The organism is Enterobacter sp. WCHEn090032, assembly GCF_003986875.1.
In the GTDB taxonomy this organism is placed as follows: Bacteria; Pseudomonadota; Gammaproteobacteria; order Enterobacterales; family Enterobacteriaceae; genus Enterobacter; species Enterobacter sichuanensis.
On sequence record NZ_RXRN01000027.1, the window covers coordinates 22,858 to 36,692 of the forward strand.

Annotated in this window: 15 protein-coding genes; 11 read left to right on the plus strand and 4 right to left on the minus strand. The window is 53.2% G+C overall.

What is annotated here, in order from left to right:
- Positions 1–40 precede the first annotated feature (40 nt).
- Positions 41–1,150 (minus strand): anion transporter, encoded by a 1,110-nt coding sequence (locus EKN83_RS18880; RefSeq protein ID WP_126801468.1) that lies wholly within the window; start codon positions 1,148–1,150, stop codon positions 41–43.
- Positions 1,147–1,620 carry a manganese-binding transcriptional regulator MntR gene (gene mntR, locus EKN83_RS18885; protein ID WP_025757276.1) on the minus strand — a complete coding sequence of 158 codons (474 nt, stop codon included), beginning with the start codon at positions 1,618–1,620 and terminating at the stop codon, positions 1,147–1,149. Before mntR ends, EKN83_RS18880 begins: the two co-directional genes overlap by 4 nt.
- A 183-nt stretch (positions 1,621–1,803) precedes the next feature.
- Between mntR and mntS the strand changes: the two genes are divergently transcribed.
- Both mntS and EKN83_RS18895 read left to right on the plus strand, forming a co-directional pair.
- On the plus strand, positions 1,804–1,932 hold the full coding sequence (gene mntS / locus EKN83_RS18890; protein ID WP_014831181.1) for a manganase accumulation protein MntS: 129 nt from the start codon (positions 1,804–1,806) through the stop codon (positions 1,930–1,932).
- Positions 1,933–2,215: 283 nt separating this feature from the next.
- Positions 2,216–3,799, plus strand: a complete 1,584-nt coding sequence (locus tag EKN83_RS18895) for a phosphoethanolamine transferase (RefSeq protein WP_126801469.1) — start codon at positions 2,216–2,218, stop codon at positions 3,797–3,799.
- Between the two features lie 145 nt (positions 3,800–3,944).
- Here the strand turns inward: EKN83_RS18895 and ompX are convergent, their stop codons facing one another.
- On the minus strand, positions 3,945–4,463 hold the full coding sequence (gene ompX, locus EKN83_RS18900; RefSeq protein ID WP_025757274.1) for an outer membrane protein OmpX: 519 nt from the start codon (positions 4,461–4,463) through the stop codon (positions 3,945–3,947).
- Positions 4,464–4,817: 354 nt separating this feature from the next.
- Here ompX and rhtA point away from each other — a divergent pair, with 354 nt between their 5' ends.
- The 6 genes from rhtA to ybiO all read left to right on the plus strand — a co-directional run bounded on the left by rhtA (position 4,818) and on the right by ybiO (position 11,415).
- A complete protein-coding gene (gene rhtA / locus EKN83_RS18910) occupies positions 4,818–5,705 on the plus strand; it encodes a threonine/homoserine exporter RhtA (protein ID WP_025757273.1) in 888 nt (295 codons plus the stop codon).
- Positions 5,706–6,004: 299 nt separating this feature from the next.
- Positions 6,005–6,508: a DNA starvation/stationary phase protection protein Dps gene (dps, locus tag EKN83_RS18915; RefSeq protein ID WP_025757272.1), complete on the plus strand. Its 504-nt coding sequence runs from the start codon at positions 6,005–6,007 to the stop codon at positions 6,506–6,508.
- 362 nt (positions 6,509–6,870) lie between these two features.
- The gene (gene glnH, locus EKN83_RS18920) at positions 6,871–7,614 is read left to right on the plus strand and encodes a glutamine ABC transporter substrate-binding protein GlnH (RefSeq protein ID WP_025757271.1); all 744 of its coding nucleotides are present in this window, start codon (positions 6,871–6,873) and stop codon (positions 7,612–7,614) included.
- Between the two features lie 84 nt (positions 7,615–7,698).
- Positions 7,699–8,358, plus strand: coding sequence for a glutamine ABC transporter permease GlnP (gene glnP, locus EKN83_RS18925; protein WP_003858462.1), 660 nt, complete (start codon positions 7,699–7,701; stop codon positions 8,356–8,358).
- On the plus strand, positions 8,355–9,077 hold the full coding sequence (gene glnQ, locus EKN83_RS18930; protein WP_025757270.1) for a glutamine ABC transporter ATP-binding protein GlnQ: 723 nt from the start codon (positions 8,355–8,357) through the stop codon (positions 9,075–9,077). The genes glnP and glnQ overlap by 4 nt, the downstream gene beginning before the upstream one ends.
- Positions 9,078–9,201: 124 nt before the next feature.
- The gene (gene ybiO / locus EKN83_RS18935) at positions 9,202–11,415 is read left to right on the plus strand and encodes a mechanosensitive channel protein (RefSeq protein WP_126801470.1); all 2,214 of its coding nucleotides are present in this window, start codon (positions 9,202–9,204) and stop codon (positions 11,413–11,415) included.
- Between the two features lie 45 nt (positions 11,416–11,460).
- On the opposite strand, the gene rlmF is transcribed toward ybiO, so the two are convergent.
- Positions 11,461–12,372, minus strand: a complete 912-nt coding sequence (gene rlmF, locus EKN83_RS18940) for a 23S rRNA (adenine(1618)-N(6))-methyltransferase RlmF (protein WP_025757268.1) — start codon at positions 12,370–12,372, stop codon at positions 11,461–11,463.
- Between the two features lie 242 nt (positions 12,373–12,614).
- Between rlmF and mcbA the strand changes: the two genes are divergently transcribed.
- The 3 genes from mcbA to ybiJ all read left to right on the plus strand — a co-directional run bounded on the left by mcbA (position 12,615) and on the right by ybiJ (position 13,810).
- Positions 12,615–12,881 (plus strand): DUF1471 family periplasmic protein McbA, encoded by a 267-nt coding sequence (mcbA, locus tag EKN83_RS18945; protein ID WP_025757267.1) that lies wholly within the window; start codon positions 12,615–12,617, stop codon positions 12,879–12,881.
- Positions 12,882–12,997: 116 nt separating this feature from the next.
- Entirely contained in the window at positions 12,998–13,264 is a 267-nt protein-coding gene (locus EKN83_RS18950) for a DksA/TraR family C4-type zinc finger protein (protein ID WP_025757266.1), read from the plus strand.
- Positions 13,265–13,549: 285 nt separating this feature from the next.
- Positions 13,550–13,810, plus strand: a complete 261-nt coding sequence (gene ybiJ, locus EKN83_RS18955; protein WP_025757265.1) for a DUF1471 family protein YbiJ — start codon at positions 13,550–13,552, stop codon at positions 13,808–13,810.
- Positions 13,811–13,835 lie beyond the last annotated feature (25 nt).

The window sequence follows — 13,835 nt, forward strand, 5'->3', positions numbered from 1 at the left end:
GTTGCTATACGTTTGCCAGGAAAAACTGACAAATTGCGCACTATATGAGAAGGAATATTCCGAAACCGATCGTCGCGGCCCAGATCAGCATCGGAAGCGACCAGAGATGGAAGCGCCACCAGATACGGCGATCGTTCGCCATCCGCAGGGCAATCAGATTGGCAAGCGATCCAGGCAGCAGCCCAAACCCGCCAATGTTAACGGCCCAGGCCAGCAGCGTGTCCGGCGGAACGTAGTTGAGCAGCAGAATGGTGGAAGGCACGTTGCTGATAACCTGCGACAGGCCAATCGCCGTCAGCCACAGTCCCGGCTGAGACAGCGTACTGACGCTGTGCAGCACGTTTTGCAGCGCCGGAAGCTGGATGAGCAGATGCACATCAATAAACATCACCATAAAGACCAGCAGCAGCGTCCAGTCCACGCTCACCAGCACGCGACGCGCCAGCACGACAAACCCCGCCGCCACGAGCAGCACGCCCGCCAGCTCATACTTCAGCTCCAGCGCGAACAGGAAGACGATGTATAGCCCAAGGCAACTCCAGACCAGACGAGGCTGCCATTGCGGGCCGGTTGTACCGCTGTGGTATTGCAGTTTTTTATCCGGAAACGCAAACCAGCAGACCGCCAGCAGCGACGCCATCATCACCAGCGCCAGCGGCGCCATCTGCCAGGTGAATGCGGCGAACGACAGCCCGGAACGTCCCCAGAGAAGGATATTCTGTGGGTTGCCGACAGGCGTTAACAGCGAACCCGCGTTGACGGCCAGCGCTTCAAAGATGATCAGCCGGCTAACCGGGATCTCGCACAGCTTACGCAGGGTGAGCGTGAGGGGCACGATAATAAACAGCGCCACGTCGTTGGTCAGAAACGTCGACAGTACCGCGGCGGAGAAGACCATAAACAGGGACAGCCTGCGCTCGGTGGCAAAGCGGCGCACCATTTTACGTCCCAGCACGTCAAAATAGCCGCTCAGCTCAACCCCTTTGGTGAGCATCATTAAGCCGCTCAGGGTAATAATGGTGCGCCAGTCAATCGCAGCAGGCCAGGCGTGCGGCGCAAACGGCACAAAGAGGCTTAACCCTGCGCCAGTGATCAATAACAGATGAAAGAAGCGATCGCGTGCCAGGGCCTGCAGTCCAGGGATTTTCATTCAGCGGAGGGACCATATTTAAGGGTAAATTCGCGAAACTTCACCAGCGTCTCTTCGCTGACGTGGTGTTCCATACCTTCCGCATCCCGGCGGGCAATCTCCGGGCTGACGCCCAGTACCAGTAAAAAATTCTCGACAAGCTGATGGCGCTCGCGGCTCTCCTGCGCAAGTTTCTCCCCTTCCGGCGTCAGGAAAACCCCGCGCCAGGGGATCATTTCGATCAACCCCACAGAAGCCAGCCGTTTTAACATCTTCGCAACGGTTGGTTGCGACACCCCCAGCCTGGCGGCCATATCGACCTGGCGCGCTTCCCCAACCTCACGGATCAGATCGGAAATGAGTTCAACATAATCATCAATCAGTTCACGCCGGTGCGCTTCACGGACCTGGCGAAAACCTTCGACATGTTCTTCAACATTCACCAGTTGCGTCGTTTTCCTCATTGCTGGCTTACCTGCGCGACGGTTCATTGTACTTCCTCAGTGGGGTGACGCTTCCAGCGCCCGGTATCGAGAGCGCACATTGTAAACCATAGCTCTGCAAGCACAAAAAATTAACGAAATAGCCATAGCTATACAATATAGCCTGTGCTATATCTGTATGTAATGCAGTCACCCTTCACGGATCGAAGGGATCAAAAATCAGGAGGTCTTATGAACGAATTCAAGAGGTGTATGACCGTGTTTACCCACTCTCCTTTTAAAGTGCGCTTAATGCTGTTGAACATGCTGTGCGATATGTTTAACAACAAACCGCATCAGGACGACAAACCTTCCCACTAAGCGGCGTTGCGGTACGCCGCGTCATTTTCCCGTCACACTCTCGCTGTAAACTGGCTTTTAGCCGCCCTATTCCCGATCTTTTTTACGGATTTGCAATCCCCTTCGCAAAACATCTGCTTAGCAACTGTTGATATTATTTAGCGCTCGCACTATCTTCTTGCAGCCCTGCACAATTTGCGGCTCGCTGAAGCGGACCCTCATTCCCTCTCCACGCACTGTCAGGCAGGTTATGACCCTTGACGCCAGGGTGAGCACATGGCGTTTTCATCCATGATAGTGACCTATGAATTTAACCCTGATAGATACCGTTGTGACCCGCAGCCGGGCCTTAAGCCCGTGGACGGGATTTTACTTTTTGCAGTCATTACTGATTAACTTTGCACTCGGTTATCCTTTTAGTCTGCTCTACGCAGTGGCTTTTACCTGCATTCTGCACCTGCTGTGGCGAACCGCACCACGTGCGCAAAAAGCGTTAATCGGCATGTGTTCGCTGGTTGCTGCGCTCTATTTTCCGTTTGGTCAGGCGTACGGCTCGCCAAACTTTAATACCCTGCTGGCGCTGCACTCGACCAACATGGAAGAGTCGACGGAGATCCTGACGATCTTCCCGTGGTACAGCTACGTGGTCGGGCTCTTTATCTTCGCGTTGGGCGTTATCGCCATTCGTCGTCAGTCTGACGAGAAAAGATCCTGGGGTAAGATCGAAGTACTCTGTCTGGTGTTCAGCGTTGCCGTGGCGTTTGTCGCCCCCATCCAGAATATTCCCTGGGACGGCAAGCTAAGGCTCACCAACATCGGCTATCCGGTTTTCCGCTTCGTGAAAGATGTGGTGGTGAACAATAAAGAGGTGCTCGACGAACAGGCGCGTATGGCTGAGCTTTCCAATATGAAAGACACCTGGAACGTGCTGGCGGTGAAGCCGAAATATCACACTTATGTGGTGGTGATTGGTGAAAGCGCGCGTCGCGATGCCATGGGGGCGTTTGGCGGGCACTGGAATAACACCCCGTTTGCTGATTCGGTCAAGGGGACCCTGTTTACCGATTATGTCGCGGCCAGCGGCTCGACGCAGAAATCGCTCGGCCTGACTCTTAACCGGGTGGTAGATGGTAAACCCCAGTATCAGGATAATTTCGTCACTCTGGCAAACCGCGCAGGTTTTCAGACGTGGTGGTTCTCCAATCAGGGGCAAATTGGCGAATACGATACCGCCATCGCCAGCATCGCCAAACGGGCTGATGAAGTGCAGTTCCTGAAAAACGGTGATTTTGAAGCCGATAAAAACACCAAAGACGAAGCCTTGCTTAAGATGACGGCGCAGGTCTTTGCCACCCAGCGCACGCAGCCTCAGCTGATTGTCCTGCACCTGATGGGGTCACACCCGCAGGCGTGCGATCGTACTGGCGGGAAGTACGCGGAGTTTGTGCAGTCCAAAGAGACCTCGTGCTATCTCTACACCATGACGCAAACCGACGACCTGCTCAGCAAGCTGTACGAGCAGTTACGCAATACGGGCGATAGCTTCTCCATGGTCTATTTCTCGGATCACGGGCTGGCGTTTAAAGAGCGCGGGAAAGAGGTGCAGTATCTGGCGCACGACGACAAGTTCCAGCAGAACTTCCAGGTACCGTTTATGGTGCTGTCGAGTGATGATAAAACGCACCGCATCATTAAAGCGCGTCGTTCGGCAAATGACTTCCTGCAGTTCTTCTCGCAGTGGACGGGGATTACTGCCGAACAGATAAAAAATGCTTACCCGTTTGTCTCAAACAAGAAAGCGCCCCCAGTGTACGTTACCAACTTCAAGTTACAGAAAGTTGACTACAACCATCTGGGTACGGATATTTTTGATATTAAGAGTAAGTAGCAGCCTGATGCCCTCACCCTGGCCCTCTCCCACGGGGAGAGGGAAAAAACAGTAAAAACGGCAACCCATGGTTGCCGTTTTGCTTTTACCTTGCAAAAAAAAATCCGCCACAGTGGGCGGATTTTTTATTTAATCACCGAAGTGATTAGAAGCGGTAACCTACGCCCGCGATCCAGGTGCCAACGTCAACGTTGCGGATACGGCTCTGCTCATAGGAGAAGTCCAGAGCAACGTCCTGGATTGGGTTGAACTGCAGGCCTGCGCCATAGGAGAAGCCATAGTCGCTGTTGCTTGCAGTGCGGTTCAGACCTTCGTTTTCGGTCTGCTGGAATTTACCGTAGCCAACACCAACAACACCGTAGATGCTTGCCCAGTCATTCAGACGGTAAGCTGGACCTGCGGTGATACCGTAGTATTGACCTTTGTTGTATGCGCCGTTTTCAGAACGATCTTTCTCGGTGTAGGTGAAAGAACCGATCACGCCCAGTGGGTTGTTATCCTGCTCGTAACGATACTTCAGGTTGAAACCGTTAGCTTTGTTCATCACGCCCTGCATATCGCTCTGAGCGTAACCACCAGTTACAGTAGAAGTAGCAGCTACAGCGGTACCTGCGGAAACAGCCAGTACAGCGGCCAGTGCTGAAAGACATGCAATTTTTTTCATAACCACCTCAAATGTGCTTCAAGTAAGTCCGTAAGTTTTAAATATATCAAAAAAATTTGCGAAACTCTTTGTGATTCGTGATGTCTAACGAAGCCTTTCCTGTAACAGAACGTTTCCATCGACAGTTATCTTATTCAAATCACAAAGGATTTCTGCTGCAAAACGCCAATAGTGCGCGTCAATGCCGTTACATTCATCCAGATTATTCCTAATCTGACAGGCGATAAAACCAGCAGTGCTTATCTATTTTACGGATTTTCCCTGGTTTTTTTTCAACAGTAGCTCAACCGTTGCGCCATATTTCAATTACACTGCGGCTTTTACCCTTTTTGACAAAACATGACAGGAGAAAGGATGCCAGGGTTATCCCGCAGGTCGTCGGTCTGGATGCCGGTTGCTGTAATACTGATTGCGATGTTGTCCATTCAGAGCGGCGCATCACTCGCGAAATCACTCTTCCCGCTGGTGGGCGCGCCGGGCGTGACGGCGCTGCGTATCGCATTAGGCACCCTGATCCTCGTGGTCATCTTTAAACCCTGGCGGCTGCGTGTCCAGAAAGCGCAGCGACTTCCGCTGCTTTTCTACGGGCTGGCGTTGGGGGCAATGAACTATATGTTCTATCTCTCTATCCAGACCATTCCTCTGGGCATTGCCGTCGCGCTGGAATTTACCGGCCCGCTGGCAGTAGCGCTTTTCGCGTCCCGTCGGCCTGTTGACTTTATCTGGGTGATATTAGCCGTTCTGGGATTATGGTTCCTGTTACCGCTGGGCCAGAACGTCTCAGAGATTGACCTGACGGGGGCCGCGCTGGCGCTGGGTGCGGGTGCCTGCTGGGCGGTCTATATCCTTACGGGTCAACGTGCCGGGGAAGAGCATGGGCCGGCGACCGTCGCGCTGGGGTCATTAATAGCGGCCATCATCTTTGTGCCGCTCGGCATGGCGCAGGCCACGGAGTCTATCTGGCAATGGTCAGTGATGCCGGTTGGGCTCGCTGTCGCCGTCCTCTCGACCGCGCTGCCCTATTCGCTGGAGATGATTGCCCTCACCCGCCTGCCCACACGCATCTTTGGTACGCTGATGAGCATGGAGCCCGCGCTTGCCGCTATCTCCGGGATGATCTTCCTCGGTGAAACCCTGACCTTTACCCAGACGCTGGCACTGTGCTCCATTATTGCGGCCTCTATGGGCTCGACGCTCACCATGCGTCCCGAGTCAAAAGTTCAGAAAGTAGACCTTAGCTAATGACGTATATTCTGCATGGCTTCATTGTCATGCAGAATAAATGCCAGGGAGAAAATCCTTATATTTGCTGACATGCTTTGTCACAAAGAAGACATATTCTCCTCGTACCCAAAGCGGTAAACAGAATTAAGATTGATCTGCATCAATTCAAGAATCCTCTTTATTTATCAGTGAATTAAAAATACAACGCACTTCTTGCTATTAAACCAATAGGCACAGCCAGACCGCAGGGAAAAAATCCGGTGCTATACTTAGTTCCGTAATTACCTGGGACATAAACATCAAGAGGATATGAGATTATGAGTACCGCTAAACTGGTGAAAACGAAAGCGTCTAATCTGCTTTATACCCGTAACGATGTATCGGACAGCGACAAAAAAGCAACGATTGAGTTGCTCAATCGCCAGGTGATCCAGTTCATCGATCTTTCGCTGATCACCAAACAGGCCCACTGGAATATGCGCGGTGCAAACTTTATTGCCGTTCATGAAATGCTGGATGGCTTCCGCACAGCACTGGTGACCCACCTCGATACCATGGCCGAACGTGCTGTGCAGCTGGGCGGTGTGGCGCTGGGTACCACGCAGGTGATCAACAGCAAAACGCCACTGAAAAGCTATCCGCTGGATATCCATACCGTTCAGGAGCATCTGAAAGAGCTGGCGGACCGTTATGCCATCGTGGCAAACGATGTGCGTAAAGCCATCAGCCAGGCGAAAGACGAAGATACCGCAGACATCTTCACTGCTGCCTCCCGCGACCTGGATCAATTCTTGTGGTTTATCGAATCTAACATCGAATAATTCATACGAATTATCTATTAAGCCCTCGCCCACTGGCGAGGGTTTTGCACATCTATGGTGCACACTTTTTGCCTGAGACCGTGCAAAAGTGAAGAAATTGTAATAATCACCTCACACAACCGTTAACGAAAGATTGTTTTTTCGTCAGAATTTCCGCTAAATGTCTCCCCGTCAGTTGCACCAAACCAGACGCACCAAAACAGTGCTCCACTTTGGTGCAACAGAACGCCATTGCCACGTTTATTGTGCAATGCATGACATCATCCCCTTTACAAAACAATAGCTTGTAAAGTTGGCACGATTTTTTCATTGTGCCACGTGTTCTCGCAGGGGATCGCCCCGTGGATATAAAAGGAAATGCTATGAAGTCTGTATTAAAAGTTTCACTGGCTGCACTTACCCTGGCTTTTGCGGTGTCCTCTCAGGCTGCCGACAAACTGGTTGTGGCGACCGACACGGCGTTCGTTCCGTTTGAATTCAAACAGGGTGATAAATACGTTGGTTTTGATGTGGATCTGTGGGCCGCTGTCGCAAAAGAACTCAAGCTGGATTACACCCTGAAGCCAATGGACTTCAGCGGCATTATCCCGGCACTGCAAACCAAAAACGTAGATCTGGCGCTGGCGGGTATCACCATCACTGATGAGCGTAAAAAAGCGATCGACTTCTCTGACGGCTACTACAAAAGCGGCCTGTTGGTGATGGTCAAAGCCGATAATAACGACGTAAAAAGCGTGAAAGATCTCGACGGCAAAGTGGTTGCAGTGAAGAGTGGCACCGGTTCTGTTGATTACGCCAAAGCGAATATCAAAACCAAAGACCTGCGTCAGTTCCCGAACATCGATAACGCCTACATGGAACTCGGCACCAACCGTGCTGACGCGGTTCTGCACGACACGCCTAACATCCTGTACTTCATCAAAACGGCGGGCAACGGCAAGTTCAAAGCGGTGGGCGAGTCACTGGAAGCACAGCAGTACGGTATCGCCTTCCCGAAAGGCAGCGACGAGCTGCGCACCAAAGTTAACGGCGCGCTGAAAACGCTGAAAGAGAACGGTACTTATAACGAAATCTACAAAAAATGGTTCGGTACCGAGCCTAAATAATAAGACGTAAAAATGACGTTCACTCGGGGGCGACCTTTCGCCCCTGATATTTTTGAAACACGGTAACAGTAACAGGAAATTATCATGCAGTTTGACTGGAGCGCCATCTGGCCTGCCATTCCACTCTTGCTTGAAGGCGCTAAAATGACCCTGTGGATTTCAGTCCTGGGTCTGGTTGGTGGGTTGATTATCGGTCTTGTCGCCGGTTTCGCCCGCACCTACGGCGGCTGGATTGCAAACCACATCGCACTGGTATTCATCGAAGTGATCCGCGGCACGCCCATTGTCGTGCAGGTCATGTTCATTTACTTCGCCCTGCCGATGGCGTTCACCGACCTGCGCATCGACCCGTTTAGCGCCGCCGTCGTCACCATTATGATCAACTCAGGCGCCTACATTGCGGAAATCACCCGCGGTGCTGTGCTGTCGATTCATAAAGGTTTCAGTGAAGCCGGTCTGGCGTTAGGTCTTTCTCGTCGCGAAACGATCCGTCACGTTATTCTGCCGCTGGCGCTGCGCCGCATGCTGCCGCCGCTCGGTAACCAGTGGATCATCAGCATTAAAGATACGTCGCTGTTCATTGTTATCGGCGTGGCTGAGCTGACCCGTCAGGGCCAGGAGATCATCGCTGGCAACTTCCGTGCGCTGGAAATCTGGAGTGCGGTAGCCGTTGTCTACCTGATCATTACTCTGGTTCTGAGCTTCGTTCTGCGTCGTCTTGAAAGAAGGATGAAAATCCTGTGATTGAATTTAAAAACGTTTCCAAGCACTTTGGCCCAACCCAGGTGCTGCACAATATCGATCTGAGCATCAAACAGGGTGAAGTGGTGGTGATTATCGGGCCGTCAGGCTCCGGTAAATCGACCCTGCTGCGCTGCATCAACAAGCTGGAAGAGATCACCAGCGGCGATCTGATCGTCGATGGTCTGAAGGTGAATGACCCGAAAGTGGATGACCGTCTGATTCGTCAGGAAGCGGGCATGGTGTTCCAGCAATTCTACCTGTTCCCGCATCTGACGGCGCTGGAAAACGTGATGTTTGGCCCGCTGCGCGTGCGCGGCGCCAACAAAGCGGCGGCCGAAGCGCTGGCAAAAGATCTGCTGGCGAAAGTGGGTCTGGCAGAGCGTGCGCACCACTACCCTTCTGAGCTCTCCGGCGGCCAACAGCAGCGTGTGGCGATTGCCCGCGCGCTGGCGGTTAAACCGAAAATGATGCTGTTTGATGAGCCAACCTCAGCGCTTGACCCGGAACTGCGCCATGAAGTGCTGAAGGTCATGCAGGATCTGGCCGAAGAAGGGATGACGATGGTTATCGTGACCCACGAAATCGGCTTTGCGGAGAAAGTGGCTTCCCGTCTGATCTTTATTGATAAAGGCCGTATCGCGGAAGACGGTAACCCGCAGGAATTAATCGCGAACCCGCCAAGCCCGCGTTTGCAGGAGTTCCTGCAGCACGTCTCCTGATCCACCGCGTTACGCTGAGCCGGGCATGCCCGGCTTTTTTACGCCAGATTGTTCTCAAAAATCCTCCTCTGCGTCCCGACTTCTATACTTATCATTTTGTTCGACATTTTCACCGGAGGACGCCGTGCCGTGGATCCTGTTGCTGTTGATAAGCCTGTTTAGTGCGCCATCGTTCGCCGTTGCGATCCCCGGCGTCACCACCGGAACGACCGCGACGAAGGAAAATACGCCGCCACCTGAACCCGATGTCGAACAGAAAAAAGCCGCCTACAGCGCCCTTGCCGACGTCCTGGAGAACGATGCTTCCCGCCAGGAGCTCATCAGCCAGCTGCGAAAAGTCGCCGCCACGCCGTCGCAGGAGCCAGTCCCTGACATCATCCCTCCGCAGGTGGAGGAGCAAAAAACGGTGCTGGAAAACGTCACCGACGTCAGCCGCCACTATGGCGAAGCCCTCTCCTCACGCTTTGCCCAGCTCTATCGTAATCTGATTGGCTCACCGCATAAGCCCTTTAACCCACAAACGTTTACCGTCGCCGCCACGCAGTTCCTGATGCTGGCGGGCGCAGTATTTCTTTTTTACTGGCTGGTGCGCCTGAGCGCGTGGCCGCTGTACCGCAAAATGGGGCAATGGGGTCGCAGGAAAAATCAGCAGAGAAGCAGCTGGCTCCACCTGCCGTTGATGATCGCGTCAGCGTTTATCATCGATTTACTGTTGCTGGCGCTGACGCTGTTTTTAGGCCAGATGCTGGCCGACAGGCTGAATGCGGGCAACAAAACCATCGCCTTCCAGCAATCACTGTTCCTCAATGCCTTTGCCCTGATTGAGTTCTTCAAGGCACTGCTGCGGCTACTGTTTTGCCCCCACGTGCCGGAACTGCGTCCTTTTTCCATACGGGATGAGAGCGCGAAATACTGGGCGCTGCGTCTGAGCGTGCTCAGCGGGTTAATTGGTTATGGTCTGCTGGTGGCCGTGCCGATCATCTCGAACCAGGTGAACGTCCAGTTTGGCGCGCTGGCAAACGTGGTGATCATGCTGTGCATTACCGTCTGGTCGCTGTACCTTATCTTTCATAATAAAAAGACCATCACCGAGAGTCTGCTGCATCTGGCCGATCGCTCCCTCTCGTTCTTTAGCCTCTTTATTCGCGCCTTCGCCCTCGTGTGGCACTGGCTGGCCAGCGCCTATTTCATTGTGCTGTGCTTCTTTTCGCTGTTCGACCCGGGTAACAGCCTGAAATTTATGATGGGTGCCACATTCAAAAGCCTGGCCATTATCGGCATCGCGGCGTTTGTGTCGGGCCTGTTATCCCGCTGGATATCAAAAACCATCACCCTCTCACCGCAGGTGCAGCGCAATTACCCGGAACTGCAAAAACGGGTGAACGGCTGGATGTCAGTCTCGCTCAAGGTCGCGCGCATCCTGACCGTCTGCGTGGCGATTATGCTGCTGCTCAACGCCTGGGGGCTGTTCGATTTCTGGAACTGGCTGCATAACGGCGCCGGGGAAAAGACCGTCGATATTTTAATTCGTATCGCGCTGATCCTGTTCTTCTCTGCCGTCGGCTGGACGCTGCTGGCAAGCCTGATAGAGAACCGTCTGGTCTCTGACATTCACGGCAGGCCGCTGCCCAGCGCGCGTGCCCGCACGTTGCTGACGCTGTTCCGCAATGCGCTGGCGGTGATTATCAGTACCATCACCATCATGATTGTGCTGTCCGAGATTGGCGTGAATATCGCCCCGCTGCTGGCCGGTGCCGGTGCGCTGGGGCTGGCTATCTCCTTCGGGTCACAGACGCTGGTGAAGGATATTATTACCGGCATCTTTATCCAGTTTGAGAACGGGATGAATACCGGCGATCTGGTGACGATTGGGCCGCTCACCGGCACGGTGGAGCGCATGTCCATCCGATCTGTCGGCGTGCGTCAGGACACCGGGGCGTACCATATTATTCCCTGGTCTTCGATCACTACCTTCGCCAACTTTGTGCGCGGGATTGGTTCCGTCGTGGCGAACTACGATGTGGATCGTCATGAGGATGCAGACAAAGCGAAGCAGGCGCTGAAAGATGCGGTAGAAGAGCTGATGCAGATGGAGGATATTCGCGGGCTGGTGATTGGCGAGCCATCATTTGCCGGCATTGTCGGGCTGACGAATACGGCATTTACCCTTCGCGTCTCCTTTACCACCCAGCCGCTGAAGCAGTGGACGGTGCGCTTTGCCCTCGACAGCATGGTGAAGAAACACTTCGATCTGGCAAATGTAAGGATGCCGGTGCAGACGTATCAGGTCTTGTCGCCGCCCGCCTCACCGCTCCCTCCGCAGGAGCCGACGCTGTAACCGAGCCGGGTGGCGGCTTCGCCTGACCCGGCCTACGACAGCGTGTTATTTGCGACGTTTGTTATCGTCCATAAACGACCAGGCGATAAAGCGGCTCTGTTTCTGGCCCTGCGCCATCTCTTTTTTCACCACTTTGACGGCACCGGCTTCGGTCAGCGCGCGGTACAGTGGCGGCAGGTTATCTCCCCGGGAAACCAGCGTTGTGAACCACTTCACCTGACGGGCAAACTGCTTGCTTTCTGCGATCATGCGCAGGATGAACGCGACTTCGCCCCCTTCACACCACAGCTCCTGCTGCTGGCCGCCAAAGTTCAGCGCAGCGTCTTCCGCCTGACCGAGATTGCGGCGCTTGCGCTCGCTGCCCGCGCGGGCGGCGGCGGCTGAATCATGGAACGGGGGATTGCACATCGTCGCGTCGTAGCTTTCATTTTTATGGATAATGCCGTTGAAAATAGAGGCAGCGTCTTTCTGACGACGCAGGCGAATAGCACGGCTTAATCCCGGGTTAGCGCTGATAATGGCCTGGGCGCTGGCGAAGGCCTCAGCACCGATTTCGCTTCCGGTGAAGCGCCAGTGATACTCATGCGCGCCGATCAGCGGATAAATCAGGTTCGCGCCGGTACCAATATCGAGCACGGAAGCGTTCTGGGGTACCACGCCGTCACGATCGTCTGCGAGGAGATCGGCAAGATGGTGCACATAATCCGCGCGGCCTGGTACAGGCGGACAGAGAAAGCCTTCCGGAATATCCCAGTGCGCCACACCGTAAAAATGCGCCAGCAGGGCTTTGTTCAGCATTTTAACCGCCTGCGGGTCAGCAAAGTTAACCGACGGTTCACCTGCTGGGGTCTGAACAAGGTAATCCTGCAGCGGCGGGCAGCTCAGGCATAAGGCCTTCATGTCGTAGCGGCTGCGATGGCGATTTCGCGGGTGCAATCCCGGCTTTTGGGAAGTCATGGCATTCTCCTTTAAACAGCGGCGTAAGATACCCTTTGCTGGCCCAACGGTAAATCTTTCTCTTCTGCGCTTAAAAAAACGCCATAAATCAAACACCTTTATGTCTATGATCTGTCAGCGAATTGTCAATTAACATCGTTCAAAAAATAAGCAGATCATCATCAAATATTTGCGCCTAATCACACTCGTCCGGCTTCTAAACTTAAAGGGAATCACCTGTTGTTTCCCCTGAGGATGTGATTATGAAAAAATATCTGACCCTTGTCGTTGTTGCCGGTGTTCTGGCCACCGCGTCATTTTCTGCCATGGCCGTTCAGTCACTGACCCAAAGTACCGATACCAGCCAGCTCCGCCCTGCGGGCACCGTGTCGGTAAGCCGTGCCAGCAACCTTGACGATCTGCAAAATAAACTGGCTGAAAAAGCCCGCGAGGAAGGTGCGAAAGGCTTCGTGGTAAACTCCGCCGGTGGCGATAACCACATGTATGGCACAGCAACCATCTATAAATAGTCTCCCCTTCTGAGAATCACTGCATCTGGCCGACAGGTGCAGTTCTCATCCCCTGTCTTGATTGCACATTTTTTGACCCCATATAACTCAGATACCCCCTGCGTGAGGAGAATGCCATGGCTTCCGGATGGGCGAATGACGACGCCGTTAACGAACAGATCAACAGTACAATTGAAGATGCCGTTGCCCGCGCTCGCGGCGAAATTCCGCGCGGTGAGAGCTTAACGGAATGTGAAGAATGTGGAGAGCCCATCCCGGAGGCGCGGCGTAAAGCCATTCCCGGTGTGCGGTTATGCATCTCATGTCAGCAGAATAAAGATTCGAAAAATTCACCTCATTCGGGATATAATCGCAGAGGATCGAAAGACAGCCAGTTACGTTGACTTTCCTTTACCTAAGTAAACCCCGAAAGTGCGTTCCTTTACGCTCACGATTTTTTGCCCGCCGCGTAGCAAAATGTGCCCTTCATCACGCCTCTGTAAAGCGCAGCGACAAGAAATGTAAATCCCTCTTCTGAATTTATTAATATTCAATAAGTTATTTGTCATTCAATTTTTTTGAGCAACCACGTCAATTCTCTTCGATTTTATCTGTCGGAAAAAAGCGTGATACTTATCACATCGACGGAACATCGTCCCCTTAACAGAATAACCTGCGAGAGATTAATTATGAAAACCATCAAATATGCTGTTGCTGCTGTTGCCCTGTCTGCTCTGTCTTTTGGTGCATTCGCTGCAGAACCTGTTTCTCCAGCTCAGGCGCAAAACATGAATAAAATCGGTGTGGTGAGTGCAGAAGGCGCGACCACGCTGGACGGTCTGGAAGCCAAACTGGCTGAGAAAGCGGCAGCTGCCGGTGCAAGCGGATACAGCATCACTTCCGCGAACACCAATAACAAGCTGAGCGGTACTGCGGTTATCTACAAATAATCGACTGAATGAATGCTGTCCCCTC